Origin of the sequence: Pseudomonas sp. D2002, assembly GCF_013385735.1 — a bacterium.
GTDB lineage: Bacteria > Pseudomonadota > Gammaproteobacteria > Pseudomonadales > Pseudomonadaceae > Aquipseudomonas.
On the sequence record NZ_JACAPL010000012.1, the window covers coordinates 1 to 15,625 of the forward strand.

The window sequence follows — 15,625 nt, forward strand, 5'->3', positions numbered from 1 at the left end:
TCTGCCGTCAACCCTTAATTTGGCTTTTCTATCAAACAAGCGAAAAACCTACAATTCCCTTCTATATAGAGAGCCAAACAGATCCAAGTGAGCAATATATTGCTCAAAGGCAAACTGTTAAGCATCATATGCCTTCTGCTTCTCTACTATGACTTCGGACGAACACCCTCAATGACCACCCCACCCCGCAGCCTGGCCTCGGCATTGTTTCCCGTCGGCCTGCTGTTAATAGCCATGGCTTCCATCCAGTCCGGCGCGTCGCTGGCCAAGAGCATGTTCCCGATTGTCGGCGCTCAGGGCACAACCACCCTGCGCCTGATATTCGCCAGTGTGATCATGCTGCTTCTCTTACGCCCCTGGCGCGCCAAGCTGACCGCCAAGTCCCTGCGCACAGTCGTCATCTATGGCATGGCACTGGGCGGCATGAACTTCCTCTTCTATATGTCCTTGCGCACAGTGCCCCTGGGCATCGCAGTAGCGTTGGAATTTACCGGCCCACTCGCCGTTGCCATCTACGCTTCGCGCCGAGCGGTGGACTTTCTCTGGATCGGCCTCGCCATCGCCGGCCTTCTATTGTTGATCCCGATGGGAGAAGCCAGCAGCGGTATCGACCTGACCGGTGCCGCCTACGCCCTGGGCGCCGGCGTCTGCTGGGCGCTCTACATTCTGTTTGGACAGAAGGCCGGCAATGACAATGGCGTCCAGACTGCCGCCCTCGGCGTGATGATCGCCGCACTGTTTGTTGCACCAATCGGCATCGTCCACGCCGGCACCGCACTGCTTACGCCTGCGTTGATCCCCGTGGCCATTGGTGTTGCGATTCTCTCCACAGCCTTGCCCTACACCTTGGAAATGGTCGCGCTCACCCGCCTTCCTGCCCGCACCTTCGGCACGCTGATGAGCATCGAACCTGCTTTCGGTGCACTCTCCGGCCTGTTCTTCCTGCAGGAGCATCTGTCCTTGGCGCAATGGCTGGCCATCACCTGCATCATTCTGGCTTCCGTAGGCGCCACACTCACGATGCGCAACGAATCCAAACCGTTGGTGCCAGCGGACTGATCATCTTTAAAGGTAGGTCTGGTATTTACCGTTCATTTAGGCCATGTTTAAGCCGTAAACGAAGGTCATTCATGGAGAATTTCGACAAGGACAGCTGAACGCTACAATCGAGAGCGAGTAGAGCCTGCTTCGAGCCTTTTTACGCAGCGGCTATTAAGGATAGGAATGAAACGAATTTTGATACTGTTACTGGTCGTGGGCATTGCGGGCTGTGCTGCGACCACCAAGACAGAAGTGAAACGGGGCAAAAAAGGGCTGCATATCAACTGTTCCGGCCTGTCCTCCTCCTGGGACCAGTGCTACACCAGCGCAACCAACTCATGTGGTGCCAAGGGCTACCGGGTTATCGCCAAATCCGGTGACAATTCCGAAGAGCCGGGCGACTACCCATTCGGCCTCAACCCTGCCGGCTATACCAGCCGCAGTATGATCGTCATCTGTAAATGACCGCCCGAGCAGTCCACGTCCGACTGCTCCCCCTTCTTGAATTCCTGACATCGACCCGGCCATTCGCGACGGGGCGGCTACACTCCTGCTCGACAATCGAGCAACGGAGTTCCCATGACGCACAACAAGAAAATCGTATTGGTAGTGGGGGCCGGTGATGCCACCGGCGGCGCCATTGCCAAACGCTTCGCCCGCGAGGGTTACGTGGCCTGTGTCACCCGGCGCAGCGCCGACAAGTTGCAGCCCCTGGTCGACAGCATCCAGTCAGCAGGTGGCGAAGCCCATGGCTTTGCCTGCGATGCGCGCAAAGAGGACGACGTCATCGCCCTGATCGAACAGATCGAAACCGAGCTGGGGCCCATTGAGGCGTTCGTCTTCAACATCGGCGCCAACGTGCCGTGCAGCATCCTCGAAGAAACCGCACGCAAGTACTTCAAGATTTGGGAGATGGCGTGTTTCTCCGGTTTCCTGAATGCGCGCGAGGTGGCCAAGCGCATGGTCACCCGCAACCGCGGCACCATCCTCTTCACCGGTGCGACTGCAGGTTTGCGTGGCGGCGCGGGGTTCGCGGCGTTCGCCGGGGCCAAGCATGGCATCCGCGCACTCGCGCAAAGCATGGCGCGAGAATTGGGGCCCAGGAACATTCACGTCGCCCATGTGGTGGTCGATGGCGCCATCGACACCGACTTCATTCGCGACAACTTCCCGCAAAAATACGCCCAGAAAGACCAGGACGGCATCCTCAACCCCGAGCACATCGCCGACAACTATTGGTACTTGCACAGCCAGCCACGCGACGCCTGGACCTTCGAACTGGACCTGCGCCCCTGGAATGAACCCTGGTAACCCCAGCCAAAAAACAACAATAAGCAGCGAGCATCGACCATGAGTAAAACCCTGGAATTCTTCTTCGACCTCGGCAGCCCCGCCACTTACCTGGCCTACACCCAACTCCCCGCCTTGTGCGCCGAAACCGGCACGCAACTGGTGTATCAACCCATGCTGCTCGGCGGTGTGTTCAAGGCCACCGGCAACGCCTCGCCGATCACCGTCCCCGCCAAGGGCCGCTACATGTTTAATGACTTGGCGCGCTACGCCCAGCGCTACAACGTGACGCTCAGGTTCAACCCGCACTTCCCCATCAACACCCTGGTGCTGATGCGCGCAGTCACCGGCATGCAAATACACCAGCCCGAACGCTTCCAAGCCTTCATCGACTGCCTGTTCCGTGCCCTCTGGGTCGAAGGCCGCCACTTGGGCGACCCCGCTGTCGTAGCCACGGTGTTGACCGAAGCCGGTTTTAACCCCGAGGACGTGCTGGCCCTGGCCAATGACGAAAGCGTGAAAGCCGCCCTCAAAGCCAAAACCGAGCAGGCCGTTCAGCGCGGCGTGTTCGGTGCGCCCAGTATGTTTGTAGGAGACCAGCTGTTCTTCGGTCAGGACCGTCTGGAATTTGTGCGCGAAGCCCTCAGCTAGAGATCGATCGCCAACCGCCCGCCGCCAGTCGGCCCGGGTCAAGGCGTTTGTCGACTATATGGCCGACGCCCTGGCCCAGGCCCCCGAACTGCAGCCGATCAAATAGCCGCTGTGCGCACCTGCAACCATTCCAGCGCCGCCCCGCTGAGCAACGGGCTGAGGCGCTCGCGCACTTCGGCGTGATAGGCGTTGAACCACTCGCGCTCATCCGCCGTCAGCAACGACGGCTCCAGGCAACGGGTATCGATCGGGCACAAGGTCAGGGTTTCGAACTTGAGGAACTCGCCAAACTCGGTCTTGCCCGCTTCACGGTTCAACACCAGGTTTTCAATGCGCACGCCCCAACGGCCTGGGCGGTAAGTGCCCGGCTCAATCGAAGTGATCATGCCTGGCTGCATCGCCGTTTGCGGTGCAGTGGCAGCCTGATAGGCAATCACCTGCGGGCCTTCATGCACATTCAGGAAATAGCCTACGCCGTGACCTGTGCCGTGGCCGTAGTCCACGCCTTCGGCCCAGATCGGCGCGCGTGCAATCGAATCCAGCAGCGGCGACAGAATGCCCTTGGGGAAATGCGCACGCGACAAGGCAATCACGCCCTTGAGCACGCGTGTGCAGTCGCGCTTCTGCTCTTCACTCGGCGTACCGATCGGCACCATCCGCGTGATGTCCGTGGTGCCGCCCAGGTACTGGCCGCCCGAGTCGATCAGCAGCAAACCGTCGCCTTCGATCAGCGCGTGCTCTTCCTCGGTGGCGTGGTAATGCGGCATCGCGCCGTTGGCGTTAAAGGCGGCGATGGTGTTGAAACTCAGCGACACATAACCGGGGCGACGGGTACGGGCGGCTGTCAGGTGTTCATCGATGGTCAGCTCGGTGATGCGTTCACGCCCCAGTGCACTGTCCAGCCAGGCGAAGAATTCGCACAGCGCCGCGCCGTCCTGCTCCATGGCTTGGCGGATATGCTCGGCGTCCGCCAGGCTCTTGCGCGATTTGGCCAGCGTGGTCGGGTTCAGCCCTTCGATGAGCTTGACGCCGGCATCGAGGTTTTCCAGCAGGCCGGCGGTCACCCGCGCCGGGTCGACTTGCAGGCTCGCGCCGGACGGCACCGCACGCAGCGCATTCGCCACTTCGCTGTAGTCGCGCAGGGTAACGCCATCCTGCTCCAGCACCGCACGCAGCTCGGCATCGACTTTACTCAACGCCACAAACAACGTGGCTTGCTGCTGATTGATCAAGGCAAACGACACAAACACCGGGTTGAACGACACGTCACCGCCACGCAGGTTAAACAACCAGGCGATGTCATCCAGAGTGGCGATGAAGTGCCAGTCGGCGCCCTTCTCTTTCAAGCTGGCGCGCAAGGCGGAGAGTTTTTCGCCACGGCTGACGGTGGCCTGGGGTGGCAGGTGTTGATAGATCGGCTGGTTCGGCAAGGTCGGGCGGTCTTGCCAGACTTCATTGAGCAGGTCGATATCCGTACGCAAACGCGCGCCGCGCTCCGCCAGCTTGCCGTCCAAGGTACGCGCCGAAGCCACGGCCATGACCGCGCCGTCCACCGCCACCACCGCGCCTTCCGGGGTTTGCTCGGCCAGCCATTCCAACGGGCCGGGTTGGCCGGGCTGCAACTTCACCAGCTCAATGCCGCTGCCCTTGAGTTCCTTGGTCGCCTGTTCCCAGTAACGGCTGTCCGCCCACACACCGGCGAAATCCGCGGTGACAATCAGCGTGCCCACCGAGCCATGAAACCCCGACAGCCATTGCCGCCCCTGCCAGTAACCCGGCAAGTACTCGGACAAGTGCGGGTCGGCCGACGGCACCAGCAGGGCGTGAATGCCCTCGCGGCTCATCAGTTCACGGGTATGCGCCAGGCGCTGGGGAACCGTTCCATGGGTCAAAGGCTGCGTACTCATTGTGTCTCCTGCTAACCACTAATAATTGTTATGTGCTGCGAATGAAAAATCAGACGGCCCAGAACGCCGGTGCACTGGCGAGTGCGGCCTTGATCAATTGCACAGCCTGGTCGATGTCCTGTTCGGTGGTAAACCGGCCCAGGCTCAAACGAATGGTGCGACCGGCGCTGCGCGCGTCATGGCCCAAGGCCAAAAGTACGTGGGACGGCGCATTGCTCGCCGAATTGCACGCCGAGGTCGCCGAAAACGCCATGCCTGCGCTGAGCGCGGCGGCATTGAACTCACCTTCGCTGAAGGTCAGGCTGAGGGTATGCGGAATACGCTGGGTGGCGCTGCCATTCAGACGCACACCCGGCACTGATTCCAACTGATCAAGCAGGCGCTGGCGCAAGGCAATGATACTGGCCTTTTCCTCAACAAAAGACTGCGCCGCCAAGGCAAACGCGGTGCCCATGCCTGCAATTTGATGCGTCGCCAGGGTGCCGGAGCGCAGGCCGCCTTCGTGGCCGCCGCCGTGAATCTGCGCCAAGACTTTCTGCTGCGCCCGCGGGCCGACATACAGCGCGCCGATGCCCTTGGGGCCATACAGCTTGTGCGCGGAAAACGACATTAGATCCACCGGCCATTCAGCCAGGTCGATTGCCACTTTGCCCGCACCTTGCGCCGCGTCCACATGCAGCAGCGCGCCGTGCTCACGCACCCGCGCGCCGATGGCGGGGATGTCGTTCACAGTGCCCAGCTCGTTATTCACCAGCATCAGCGAGACCAGAAACGTGTCTTCACGCAAGGCTTCACTGACCGCCGTGGCGCTGATCAACCCGTCGGCGTCCGGCACCAGATAGGTCACGGCCACGCCGGCTTCCTGCAACTGCCGCGCGGTGTCCAGCGTGGCCTTGTGTTCGATCTGGCTGGTGATGATGTGCCCGCCCGCCACGCCGCGCGCCTGGGCGACGCCCTTGATCGCAAGATTGTTGGATTCAGTCGCACCGGAGGTCCAGACGATTTGCTCAGGGCTGGCACCGACCAAGTCGGCGACCTGGCGCCGCGCCTGCTCAACCGTTTGCCGGGCCGCCTGGCCGAACGCATGGGAACTGGACGCAGGGTTACCGAAATTGGCATTGAAGCCCAGACACTCGACCATCACTTGGATGACCCGCTCATCCACCGGCGTGGTGGCGGCGTAGTCGAAATACAACGGACGTTTATTCATGACGTTTAAGACTCGCAGAGCGTATTCCCGAGAACAGCGTCTCAGGGGCATCAACCGGAACCGAGGTCGTCAGGTTTAACCGATCGAATGCCATTAAAAAAGGACCACTTTAGGCAATTGTGCGTAGGAACGCTCCTGAAACTCAGCTTAACAGGCTGAAGTCGCCCAATGGCAAACAAAAAGCCCGAGGTTCCTTAAGGGAATCCTCGGGCTTTTTGCCACTGAGCACCGGCTCAACTGGGACGACCGTGCAGCACCACACTGCGTTCGGCGTTCATTTCGCCCTGGTGATCGAAACCAAAAGGCTTCTGTGGCTGGCCGGTCAGTGCGGCACGCTGCTGTTGGTATTCATCAAACGACAGGCCGCGACGACTCAGGGCCTCCAGGGCCAACTGTTTGGTTTCTTCGGCGGTGTAGGGGCGCGATTCAGGCGATGGATGGGTCGCACAACCGGAGAGGACGGCGCTGACAACGATCAAGGAAACGGCGAGAAAGTGGTTCATGGTGAAGGCCCTGCAAAGGAGGTTTCGAGTCAATGAACACAGGCTACTCCCGCCCTTGCGCGGTGAAAAATCACCGCCCGTGATAGTCGCTATCAACCATTCAGTCACTTGCGATAGCGAGCCGAACATATTCTTTTAAGATCTATAAATATGGAAATACGTTCATTTACGGAATAAACCTAACCCTCTATAAATAGCCTCACACAGAAATCAACACTGTTCGCCACGCAACTGTTGCCCAGGCAACAGTCATTCAACAAAACCCCAGGCAGCCAACAGCTTCACTTTTCAGCAGTGAGCCTGCAGCCCACGCCAATCAAGGCTTCCAGCCGTTGGTACAGCTCTTGCTCAACACATTTCACTTCACTCGCTATGTACCTCTGTTGAAAAAGGAACTGTTCATGACCCGTCCCCTGAATGTCGTAGCCCTGTCCGGCGGCACCTGGCGTCCATCGCGCACCCTCGTGCTGACCCAAGCCGTGCTGGCCGAGCTGGCCACCTTGCTGCCGATCCAGACCACACTGATCGAACTGGGCGACATCGCCCGGCCGTTGGGCGGTGCGCTGTCGCGTGACGAGCTGCCGGCCGAAGTCGAATCGCAACTGTTGGCCATCGAACAGGCCGACTTGCTGATCGTCGCCGCGCCGGTGTATCGCGGCTCTTACCCTGGGCTGCTCAAGCACCTGTTCGACTTGGTCGGCCTCAATTCGCTGATCAACACACCGGTATTACTCGCCGCCACCGGCGGCAGCGAACGTCACGCGCTGGTGCTCGATCACCAGTTGCGCCCGCTGTTCAGCTTCTTCCAGGCCTTGACCCTGCCAATCGGCGTGTACGCCACCGAGGCTGACTTCACCGACTACCAAATAACCAGCGAGCCCTTGAAGGGCCGCATACGCCTTGCCGCAGAACGTGCAGCGCCTTTGTTTGCCGCGCACTCCCCTTCTCTGCTGAAAATCGCTTAAGGATTTGTCATGGATGTTTTCTGGTTTCTGCCCACGCATGGCGACGGCCATTACCTCGGCACCACCCAAGGTGCACGCCCGGTCACCCTTAATTACCTCAAGCAAGTTGCGCAAGCGGCTGACAGCCTGGGTTACTACGGCGTGCTGATTCCTACCGGGCGTTCGTGCGAAGACTCCTGGGTCATCGCCTCGGCGCTGGTGCCATTGACCGAACGCCTGCGTTACCTGGTGGCGATTCGCCCGGGCATCATTTCGCCCACCGTCTCCGCACGCATGGCGGCCACCTTGGATCGCTTGTCCAATGGCCGCTTGCTGATCAACGTGGTGACCGGCGGCGACCCCGACGAAAACCGTGGCGACGGCAGCTTCCTCGATCACAGCGAACGCTACGAAGTCTCCGACGAATTCCTACAGATCTGGCGACGCGTACTGCAGGGCGAATCGGTGGATTTCGAAGGCAAACACCTGCGCGTACAGAACGCCAAGGCCCTTTACCCGCCAGTGCAAAAGCCGTATCCGCCGCTGTACTTCGGCGGTTCTTCCGACGCCGCCCACGACCTGGCCGCCGAACAGGTCGACGTGTACCTGACCTGGGGCGAGCCGCCCGCCGCCGTCGCGGAAAAACTCGCGGATGTGCGTGAGCGCGCCGCCCGCCACGGCCGCAGTGTGAAGTTCGGCATTCGCCTGCACGTGATCGTGCGTGAAACCGAAGAAGAGGCGTGGAAAGCCGCCGACAAACTGATCGAACACATCAGCGACGAAACCATTGCTGCCGCGCAAAAATCCTTTTCGCGCTTTGACTCCGAAGGCCAGCGGCGCATGGCCGCCTTGCACGACGGGCGCCGCGACAACCTGGAAATCGCCCCCAACCTGTGGGCCGGCGTCGGCCTGGTACGTGGCGGCGCCGGCACGGCATTGGTCGGCAACCCGCAACAAGTGGCCGAGCGCATCAAGGAATACGCTGACCTTGGCATCGAGAGCTTCATCTTCTCCGGCTACCCGCACCTGGAAGAGGCGTATCGCTTTGCCGAGCTGGTGTTCCCGTTATTGCCGGAACCTTACGCCAGCCTCGCCGGGCGTGGCGTCACCAACCTCACCGGCCCGTTTGGCGAAATGATTGCCAATGATGTGCTGCCTAAAACCAAGGCCTGAGTGCTGTCAGCTCGGCTTATGTGAGAGCGGTTTTTTGTGGCGAGGGAGCTTGCTCCCGTTCGACTGCGCAGCAGTCGCCAGCTTTGGGGGCGCTGCGCACCCCAGCGGGAGCAAGCTCCCTCGCCACAAAAGCCAGCTCCCACATTTTGGCTTCATTGCCAAACAGACATTGAGGAAACCCCGTGACAGCCAAACCTCACAGCGTCCTGCCCTCGCCGCTGCAAACCGCCAAACTGCTGGCCGCCGAGTTCGCCCTCACCGCCGTCGAACGCGACGAGCGTGGTGGCACACCGAAAACCGAACGTGACGCCCTGCGCCACAGCGGCTTGCTGGCCCTGAGCATTCCCACTCAATACGGCGGCCTCGGCGCGCGCTGGAGTGAAACCCTGGGCATCGTGCGTGAATTCGCCAAGGTTGACAGCTCCATCGCCCACGTCTTCGGCTTCCACCACCTGATGCTCGCCACCGTGCGCCTGTTTGCGCGCCCGGACCAATGGCAACCCTGGTTCGAACAGACCGCGCGCAAAAACTGGTTCTGGGGCAACGCCCTCAACCCGCTGGACACGCGCACGGTGGTCAAGGATTTCGGCGGCTGGCGTGAGTTCTCCGGCAAAAAAAGCTTCTGCTCCGGCGCCAGCGACTCGGAAATGCTCATCGCCTCGGCGGTGGATGAAAGCGCCGGCGGCAAACTGCTGATCGCCGCGATCCCCAGCGGGCGCAGTGGCATCACCTTGCACAATGACTGGAACAACATCGGCCAGCGCCAGACCGACAGCGGCAGCGCCAGCTTCGAGCGGGTGCGCGTCGAAGAATCGGAATTGCTCCTCGACCCAGGCCCGCTGAGCACGCCTTTCGCCTGCCTGCGCCCGCTGATCGCGCAGTTGACGTTCACACATATGTTTCTCGGGATTGCCGAAGGCGCCTTCGAAGAAGCGCGCAATTACACCCTGACCGAAACCCGTTCGTGGCACAAATCCTCAGCCGACGACGTGCGCCAGGACCCTTACGTGCTGCACCACTACGGCGAATTCTGGGTCGCGCTGGAAGGCGTGCGCCTGCTGGTCGAACGTGCCGCCGACTTGCTCGACCAGGCCTGGGCCAAAGGCCCCAACCTCAGCGAACACGAACGCGGTCAATTGGCGATTGCCATCGCCACCGCCAAAGTCGCCGCCACCCGCCAAGGCCTGGACCTGTGCAGCCGCCTGTTTGAAGTCACCGGCGCACGTTCCACCCACGCCTCGCTGCGCCTGGACCGCCACTGGCGCAACCTGCGCACACAAACCTTGCACGACCCGGTGGACTACAAACTCCACGAACTGGGGGACTGGGCCTTGAACCAATCCCTGCCGATTCCCACGTTCTATTCCTAAGAGAGGTGCCCATGCAGCTTTTAACCTTACCGCCCTCGCCCGCCCTCGCGACGTCGATCCGCGCCACGGCCCAGGTCTTTGAAGACCCCAAATCACAGGCGCTGCTCGACCACATCCAGCAAGTGGCGCCCAGCGAAGCCAGCGTGCTGATCATCGGCGAGACCGGCACCGGTAAAGAGTTGGTGGCGCGCCATATTCATAACCTCAGCGCGCGGCGCAACCGGCCGTTTGTGGCGGTGAACTGCGGGGCGTTCTCTGAATCGCTGGTGGAAGCCGAATTGTTCGGGCATGAAAAAGGCGCGTTTACCGGCGCCCTCAGCGCCAAGGCCGGCTGGTTCGAAGAGGCCGACGGCGGCACCTTGTTCCTCGATGAGATTGGCGACTTGCCGATGGCGATCCAGGTCAAGCTGCTGCGCGTATTACAGGAGCGTGAAGTGGTGCGCCTGGGTTCGCGCAAGAGCATTCCGATTGATGTGCGGGTACTGGCGGCCACCAACGTGCAGTTGGAAAAAGCCATCAACGCCGGGCATTTTCGCGAAGACCTCTACTACCGCCTCGACGTGGTCAGCCTGGAACTCAGCCCATTGCGCGAGCGCCCCGGCGATATCCTGCCGCTGACCCGGCATTTCATCGAAGCCTACAGCCAGCGCCTCGGCTACGGCCCGATCACCATCAGCCGCGAGGCCGAGCACAAACTCAAAAGCTACAGCTGGCCGGGCAATATTCGCGAGCTGGAAAACGTGATTCACCACACCCTGTTGATCTGCCGTAACGGCGTGATCGAACGCGATGATTTGCGCCTGTCGAACATGCGCATCGAGCGTCAGGACGACAGCCAGCACGGCACCGACAACAGCGCCGAAGCGTTACTGGCGCGGGCCTTTCAAAAGCTCTTCGAGGAACAGGCCGGCGCCCTGCATGAAAAGGTCGAGGACGCGTTGTTGCGTGCTGCCTACCGCTTTAGCCATTACAACCAGGTGCACACCGCCAACCTGCTGGGCCTGAGCCGCAACGTCACGCGCACCCGGCTGATCAAGATCGGCGAGTTGGCGGTGAACAAGCGCCGGCCCGGCGAAAACGTACAAGGCGAGCGCATGTTGCACCTATCCATTTAGGCGGCAGTGCAACGCGTTGTCATGGCTGCGCTCAAAACTGCGCAGCACCTGGAACGAACCGAAGGTCACCGCCTTGGCCTGGTGGGCGCGGATCAGCGTCCAGAAATCTTCCTCGCCGTGCTCAAAGCATTTAAACGCGGCCTCGCCCTCCTCGCGCGTGCGCCACTGCAGGTAATTGAGCACCCGCCGGCCGTCATCGCTGACTTGCACACTCGCATTGATAAAGCCGCCATGGCCCTGGGCCAGGCGTTCGCTCTGGGTGGACAAGGCCGCCGCCAGCGCGAGTTGCTGCCGGGGCTCGACCTGAAACTCGATCAGTTGAGTGAAGCTGCGATTCTTCTCTGATACCTGCATGAACACTCCCCTCTCTCTGTAGGCAGAATCTTGCGATTCGATGCCACGCAGGGTAAAACCTCTAGTTAAGTCAAGGTCAAGCGTTTATCTGGAGTTTTTATGCTTACCAAGCAACTCACCGTCGGCCAACTCGCCGCTCGCAGCGGTGTCGCGGTCACGGCCCTGCATTTTTACGAAGCCAAGGGGCTGATCAAGAGCAACCGCAATGCCGGTAACCAGCGTCGCTATCCACGGGATGTGTTGCGGCGGGTGGTGGTGATCAAGATCGCCCAGCGCTTGGGCATTCCACTGGCGACGATTGGCGAGGCGTTGCAGACCTTGCCGGATGGGCGCACACCGACGACTGAAGACTGGGAACGCCTGTCGGCGCTGTGGCGAGAAGATTTGGATGATCGCATCAACAAATTGTTGCTGCTGCGTGACAAGTTGAGTGGCTGTATTGGTTGCGGGTGTTTGTCGTTGGAGGCCTGCCCGTTGCGCAATCAGGATGACCAACTCGGTGAACGCGGGCCGGGCGCCCATTTGCTGGAGCCCACCACCGCCTCCTGACTTGGGAATGCGATCAATGTGGGAGCGGGCTTGCTCGCGAATGCGGTGTATCAGTAACAAAATTGTTGGCTGACACTCCGCATTCGCGAGCAAGCCCGCTCCCACATTTAGTTATTTGTCAGGCTCAGAACCCAGGCGCGATCTGGCCCTTGTAACGCGTCAAAATAAACTGGCGCACTTCATCGGAGTTCAACGCCTTGGCCAGCTTCTGAATACGCGGGTCGTTGATGTTGTCCGGCCGCGCCACAAGGTACTCGACGTACAGCGATTTGCCCTTCTCCACAATCAACGCACTGTTGGTATCAATCCCCGCTTCCAGCGCGTAATTGGCAAACACAAAGGCCAAATCCACTTGGCTCACCGAACGGGCCAGCAAAGCGCCTTCCAGCTCACGGATTTTCAGGTGCTTGGGGTTCTCGGCGATATCGCGTGGGGTGCTGAGGGTGTTGCTCGGGTCCTTGAGCTTGATCAGCCCGGCTTCATCCAGCAGCACCAGCGCGCGGCCGGTATTCACCGGGTCGTTGGGGATCGACACGGTGGCGCCGTCCTTCAACTCGGCGATATTTTTGATCCGCGTCGAATAAGCGCCAAACGGCTCGATGTGCACGCCCACCACTGGCACCAGGTCGGTGTGACGAGTCTTGTTGTAATCGTCCAGAAACGGCCGGTACTGGTAGTAGTTGGCGTCGATGTTCTTCAGCGCCAGCTGCTGGTTGGGCTGGATAAAGTCGGTGAAGACTTTGATCTGCAAATCCACGCCCTCCTTGGCCAGCACCGGTTTGACGAACTCGAGGATTTCCGCGTGGGGCACGGGGGTCGCGCCCACCACCAATGTCTCGTTGGCGAACGCATTGAACGACAGGACAGCAGCCAAAATGGCCAGGGACTTTTTCATGAATGCTCCAAAGACAGCTTTATAAGAATTAACGGCGGCTGTAACGCGCCACCAAACGGTCACCGGTCATCTGCAGGGCCTGTACCAGCACCAGCAAAAGCACCACCGTGACCACCATCACGTCGGTCTGGAACCGCTGGTAGCCGTAGCGAATCGCCAGGTCACCCAGGCCACCGCCGCCGATCACCCCGGCCATGGCGGTGTAGTCCACCAGCACAATCGCGGTGACGGTCACCGCTGCCAGCAACCCGCCGCGGGCCTCCGGCAGCAGCGTGTGGCGGATCACCTGCCAGGTACTCGCGCCCATGGCTTGGGTCGCCTCGACCACACCGCGGTCGACTTCGCGCAACGCGGTTTCCACCAGCCGCGCAAAAAACGGCGTGCAGCCCACCACCAGCGGCGGGATGGTGCCTGGCACGCCTAGGGAGGTGCCGACCAGCAAGGTGGTCAGCGGGATCAGCACAATCAGCAAGATGATGAACGGCAGCGAGCGCAGCACGTTGACCACCACCGACAGCAGCCGATACACCACCAGCGCTTCGTGCAGCTGGCGCTTGCCGGTCAGAAACAGCAGCACGCCCAGCGGCAGCCCCAGCAGCACGGTAAAACCCAGCGCGGCGCCGAGCATGCTCAGGGTTTCGAGGCAGGCTTGGCCGATGTCGGCCCAGTAGATGTGTTTAAACCACTCGGCCATGGCTTATGACCAATCGTGACGTGGCGGCTTGGTGCCATTGAGCAACCAGTTGCCCACCACGTGGTATTTCCAGCGCACCGGGTCGTGCAGCGTGTGCACCCGCGCGTTGCGCCAGTGGCGGTCGAAATTGTGTTTCTTCAAGGTCGAGCGCGTGCCGCCGAGTTCGAACAGCTTGTTGCTGGCTTCGATGGCGATTTCAGTGGTCAGCACCTTGGCCCGCGCCACGGCCAGGGAGGCGTGGGCGACATTGTCTTCATTCGGCGCCGGGCGTGCCGCGTCCAGGGCCAAACCGGCACGCTCCAACAACGCTTCAGCGGCTTCGAGGCGAATATCCAGGGCGCCAACCTGGATGATGGTCAGCGGGTCTTCACTGGCTTTTTCCACCCCGGCGTCGATCCATGGCCGGGCAAATTGCTGCACGAACTGTACGGTGTCACGCAAGGCGGCGCGGGCAATCCCGGCGTCGATGGCGGCAGTGGTCAGCTGTGCGAAAGGGCCGGCCAGGGTCGGTGAATCATAGGATTTATGCGTAGGAAACACATTGAAGGCCGGCACCCGCAGGTTCTGCGCGAGCACCGTGCCACTTGAGGTGGTGCGCTGGCCCATGCTGTCCCAGTCATCCACCACCACCAGGCCTTCGGTGCCACGCGGCACAAAAGCCAACTGCGCATTTTGCTGCTCATCCAGCGCCAGCACCGCCAGCCAGTGGGCGTACAGCGAACCAGTGCAATAGCCTTTGCGGCCGTTGATCACATAGCCGTCGCCAACGCGTCGGACGCTGGCCTGAATGTCCTGCACGTTCTTGCCGCCGGTTTCCGACAGCGCATTGGCAAACCGATGGCCTTGCAGCGCCAGGCCGAAGAAATGCGCCTGCTGCTCGGGCGTGCCTTGCAGGCGAATATCCTCCAGCAGGCAGTAATGGTTCTGCGGGATTTGCCCCAGCGACGGGTCAGCCGCCGAGATAATCGCAATCACCTGGGCCAGCACCGCGTAGGACACCTGCGCGCCACCAAATTCGCGCGGCACACTGATGCCCCACAGGCCGCTGTTGGAATACAGGTCGACCACCTCGGCGGGCACCTGGCGGCTGCGGTCACGTTCGGCGTCCTGCTCGAGCAGCACGGCGGCGACTTGATGGGCCACGGCAATCGCCTGGGCTTCATCGCGGATCAGGTCAGCGTGGGGGGTGTGAATGGGGTAATCGGCAGATACAGGCAGTACAGACATACAACGCTCTCGGGCGAATGGTTTGTCTGGTGCATTGCAGCTTCTGTGCCGAGCCCGCAAACCGCTGGGTTGGCGGAAAAATCGCGATCCAAAAGCGCCTTTGACGCAGCAATCTGCCTGTTCACTGTTGCTTGGCCAACACCTCGTCGGCTACCCGCAGGCCGCATGATACGTGGCCTATAGTGAAAAGGCCTGCCTGCCCAACCACCACCTGTGGAGAACGATATGAGCGTTAAACCTATCCCCGAGGGTTATCACAGCGTCACGCCTTATATGGGCATCGACAACGCGAGCGATGCCATTGAGTTCTACAAGAAAGCCTTTGGCGCCACCCAGGTCATGCGCCTGGACATGCCCGACGGCAAGGTCGGCCACGCCGAACTGCGCATTGGCGACTCGGCGCTCATGCTCGGCTCGCCCTGCGCTGACATGGCCTTACGCAACCCGGCCGAACACACCAGTGTCGGCCTGCACCTGTACGTGAACGACGTGGATGCACAATTCAAACAAGCCGTTGCGGCCGGTGCCAGCGTGGTGTCCGAGCCCAAGGATCAGTTTTATGGCGACCGCTCGGCAAGCGTGAAGGATCCGTTTGGGCACCTCTGGTTTTTGGCTACGCGCAAGGAAGACCTGACCGAAGCGCAGATCCGGGAGCGAGCGATGGCGATGTTCAAGCAAGGCTGAGATCTCAACAGCAATACA

General features: G+C 60.9%; 17 protein-coding genes. 10 read left to right on the top strand and 7 right to left on the bottom strand.

What is annotated here, in order from left to right; translation table 11 throughout:
• Positions 1-171 precede the first annotated feature (171 nt).
• From rhtA to HX783_RS22625, 4 genes are all read left to right on the top strand, one after another.
• A complete protein-coding gene (gene rhtA / locus HX783_RS22610; protein WP_159955206.1) occupies positions 172-1,059 on the top strand; it encodes a threonine/homoserine exporter RhtA in 888 nt (295 codons plus the stop codon).
• 165 nt (positions 1,060-1,224) lie between these two features.
• Positions 1,225-1,506, top strand: coding sequence for a hypothetical protein (locus HX783_RS22615; RefSeq protein WP_094953514.1), 282 nt, complete (start codon positions 1,225-1,227; stop codon positions 1,504-1,506).
• Between the two features lie 114 nt (positions 1,507-1,620).
• A complete protein-coding gene (locus HX783_RS22620; protein WP_177018304.1) occupies positions 1,621-2,352 on the top strand; it encodes an SDR family oxidoreductase in 732 nt (243 codons plus the stop codon).
• A gap of 39 nt (positions 2,353-2,391) precedes the next feature.
• On the top strand, positions 2,392-2,982 hold the full coding sequence (locus tag HX783_RS22625; RefSeq protein WP_177018305.1) for a 2-hydroxychromene-2-carboxylate isomerase: 591 nt from the start codon (positions 2,392-2,394) through the stop codon (positions 2,980-2,982).
• 98 nt (positions 2,983-3,080) lie between these two features.
• On the opposite strand, the gene HX783_RS22630 is transcribed toward HX783_RS22625, so the two are convergent.
• The 3 genes from HX783_RS22630 to HX783_RS22640 all read right to left on the bottom strand — a co-directional run bounded on the left by HX783_RS22630 (position 3,081) and on the right by HX783_RS22640 (position 6,602).
• Positions 3,081-4,889 carry an aminopeptidase P family protein gene (locus HX783_RS22630; protein ID WP_177018306.1) on the bottom strand — a complete coding sequence of 603 codons (1,809 nt, stop codon included), beginning with the start codon at positions 4,887-4,889 and terminating at the stop codon, positions 3,081-3,083.
• Between the two features lie 49 nt (positions 4,890-4,938).
• Positions 4,939-6,099: a cysteine desulfurase family protein gene (locus tag HX783_RS22635; protein ID WP_159955202.1), complete on the bottom strand. Its 1,161-nt coding sequence runs from the start codon at positions 6,097-6,099 to the stop codon at positions 4,939-4,941.
• Between the two features lie 233 nt (positions 6,100-6,332).
• Entirely contained in the window at positions 6,333-6,602 is a 270-nt protein-coding gene (locus HX783_RS22640; RefSeq protein WP_177018307.1) for a hypothetical protein, read from the bottom strand.
• Positions 6,603-7,003: 401 nt separating this feature from the next.
• On the opposite strand from HX783_RS22640, the gene msuE reads away from it, so the two are divergent.
• The 4 genes from msuE (at position 7,004) to HX783_RS22660 (ending at position 11,204) form a co-directional block, all read left to right on the top strand.
• Entirely contained in the window at positions 7,004-7,567 is a 564-nt protein-coding gene (gene msuE, locus HX783_RS22645) for an FMN reductase (RefSeq protein ID WP_106580598.1), read from the top strand.
• Between the two features lie 9 nt (positions 7,568-7,576).
• Entirely contained in the window at positions 7,577-8,719 is a 1,143-nt protein-coding gene (gene ssuD / locus HX783_RS22650) for an FMNH2-dependent alkanesulfonate monooxygenase (RefSeq protein WP_177018308.1), read from the top strand.
• A gap of 182 nt (positions 8,720-8,901) precedes the next feature.
• Positions 8,902-10,089 carry an acyl-CoA dehydrogenase family protein gene (locus HX783_RS22655; RefSeq protein ID WP_159955199.1) on the top strand — a complete coding sequence of 396 codons (1,188 nt, stop codon included), beginning with the start codon at positions 8,902-8,904 and terminating at the stop codon, positions 10,087-10,089.
• An 11-nt stretch (positions 10,090-10,100) separates the two neighbouring features.
• Positions 10,101-11,204, top strand: coding sequence for a sigma-54-dependent Fis family transcriptional regulator (locus HX783_RS22660; RefSeq protein ID WP_106580595.1), 1,104 nt, complete (start codon positions 10,101-10,103; stop codon positions 11,202-11,204).
• On the opposite strand, the gene HX783_RS22665 is transcribed toward HX783_RS22660, so the two are convergent.
• On the bottom strand, positions 11,193-11,558 hold the full coding sequence (locus tag HX783_RS22665; RefSeq protein ID WP_177018309.1) for an antibiotic biosynthesis monooxygenase: 366 nt from the start codon (positions 11,556-11,558) through the stop codon (positions 11,193-11,195). The genes HX783_RS22660 and HX783_RS22665 overlap by 12 nt on opposite strands.
• Positions 11,559-11,657: 99 nt before the next feature.
• Here HX783_RS22665 and soxR point away from each other — a divergent pair, with 99 nt between their 5' ends.
• On the top strand, positions 11,658-12,107 hold the full coding sequence (gene soxR / locus HX783_RS22670; RefSeq protein WP_177018310.1) for a redox-sensitive transcriptional activator SoxR: 450 nt from the start codon (positions 11,658-11,660) through the stop codon (positions 12,105-12,107).
• A gap of 124 nt (positions 12,108-12,231) precedes the next feature.
• Here the strand turns inward: soxR and HX783_RS22675 are convergent, their stop codons facing one another.
• From HX783_RS22675 to HX783_RS22685, 3 genes are read right to left on the bottom strand one after another with little or no spacing between them, the layout of a single operon-like run.
• Entirely contained in the window at positions 12,232-13,002 is a 771-nt protein-coding gene (locus HX783_RS22675; protein WP_177018311.1) for a MetQ/NlpA family ABC transporter substrate-binding protein, read from the bottom strand.
• Between the two features lie 28 nt (positions 13,003-13,030).
• Entirely contained in the window at positions 13,031-13,696 is a 666-nt protein-coding gene (locus HX783_RS22680; protein ID WP_159955194.1) for a methionine ABC transporter permease, read from the bottom strand.
• 3 nt (positions 13,697-13,699) lie between these two features.
• Positions 13,700-14,923 carry an SfnB family sulfur acquisition oxidoreductase gene (locus HX783_RS22685; RefSeq protein WP_177018312.1) on the bottom strand — a complete coding sequence of 408 codons (1,224 nt, stop codon included), beginning with the start codon at positions 14,921-14,923 and terminating at the stop codon, positions 13,700-13,702.
• A 225-nt stretch (positions 14,924-15,148) separates the two neighbouring features.
• Here HX783_RS22685 and HX783_RS22690 point away from each other — a divergent pair, with 225 nt between their 5' ends.
• Positions 15,149-15,607: a VOC family protein gene (locus tag HX783_RS22690; RefSeq protein ID WP_177018313.1), complete on the top strand. Its 459-nt coding sequence runs from the start codon at positions 15,149-15,151 to the stop codon at positions 15,605-15,607.
• The last annotated feature ends 18 nt before the right edge of the window (positions 15,608-15,625 follow it).

Bases quoted from the DNA above. Each gene is read 5' to 3' on its own strand.
- rhtA (WP_159955206.1), top strand. From the start codon at position 172: ATGACCACCCCACCCCGCAGCCTGGCCTCGGCATTGTTTCCCGTCGGC.
- HX783_RS22615 (WP_094953514.1), top strand. From the start codon at position 1,225: ATGAAACGAATTTTGATACTGTTACTGGTCGTGGGCATTGCGGGCTGT.
- HX783_RS22620 (WP_177018304.1), top strand. From the start codon at position 1,621: ATGACGCACAACAAGAAAATCGTATTGGTAGTGGGGGCCGGTGATGCC.
- HX783_RS22625 (WP_177018305.1), top strand. From the start codon at position 2,392: ATGAGTAAAACCCTGGAATTCTTCTTCGACCTCGGCAGCCCCGCCACT.
- HX783_RS22630 (WP_177018306.1), bottom strand. From the start codon at position 4,889: ATGAGTACGCAGCCTTTGACCCATGGAACGGTTCCCCAGCGCCTGGCG.
- HX783_RS22635 (WP_159955202.1), bottom strand. From the start codon at position 6,099: ATGAATAAACGTCCGTTGTATTTCGACTACGCCGCCACCACGCCGGTG.
- HX783_RS22640 (WP_177018307.1), bottom strand. From the start codon at position 6,602: ATGAACCACTTTCTCGCCGTTTCCTTGATCGTTGTCAGCGCCGTCCTC.
- msuE (WP_106580598.1), top strand. From the start codon at position 7,004: ATGACCCGTCCCCTGAATGTCGTAGCCCTGTCCGGCGGCACCTGGCGT.
- ssuD (WP_177018308.1), top strand. From the start codon at position 7,577: ATGGATGTTTTCTGGTTTCTGCCCACGCATGGCGACGGCCATTACCTC.
- HX783_RS22660 (WP_106580595.1), top strand. From the start codon at position 10,101: ATGCAGCTTTTAACCTTACCGCCCTCGCCCGCCCTCGCGACGTCGATC.
- HX783_RS22665 (WP_177018309.1), bottom strand. From the start codon at position 11,558: ATGCAGGTATCAGAGAAGAATCGCAGCTTCACTCAACTGATCGAGTTT.
- soxR (WP_177018310.1), top strand. From the start codon at position 11,658: ATGCTTACCAAGCAACTCACCGTCGGCCAACTCGCCGCTCGCAGCGGT.
- HX783_RS22675 (WP_177018311.1), bottom strand. From the start codon at position 13,002: ATGAAAAAGTCCCTGGCCATTTTGGCTGCTGTCCTGTCGTTCAATGCG.
- HX783_RS22680 (WP_159955194.1), bottom strand. From the start codon at position 13,696: ATGGCCGAGTGGTTTAAACACATCTACTGGGCCGACATCGGCCAAGCC.
- HX783_RS22685 (WP_177018312.1), bottom strand. From the start codon at position 14,923: ATGTCTGTACTGCCTGTATCTGCCGATTACCCCATTCACACCCCCCAC.
- HX783_RS22690 (WP_177018313.1), top strand. From the start codon at position 15,149: ATGAGCGTTAAACCTATCCCCGAGGGTTATCACAGCGTCACGCCTTAT.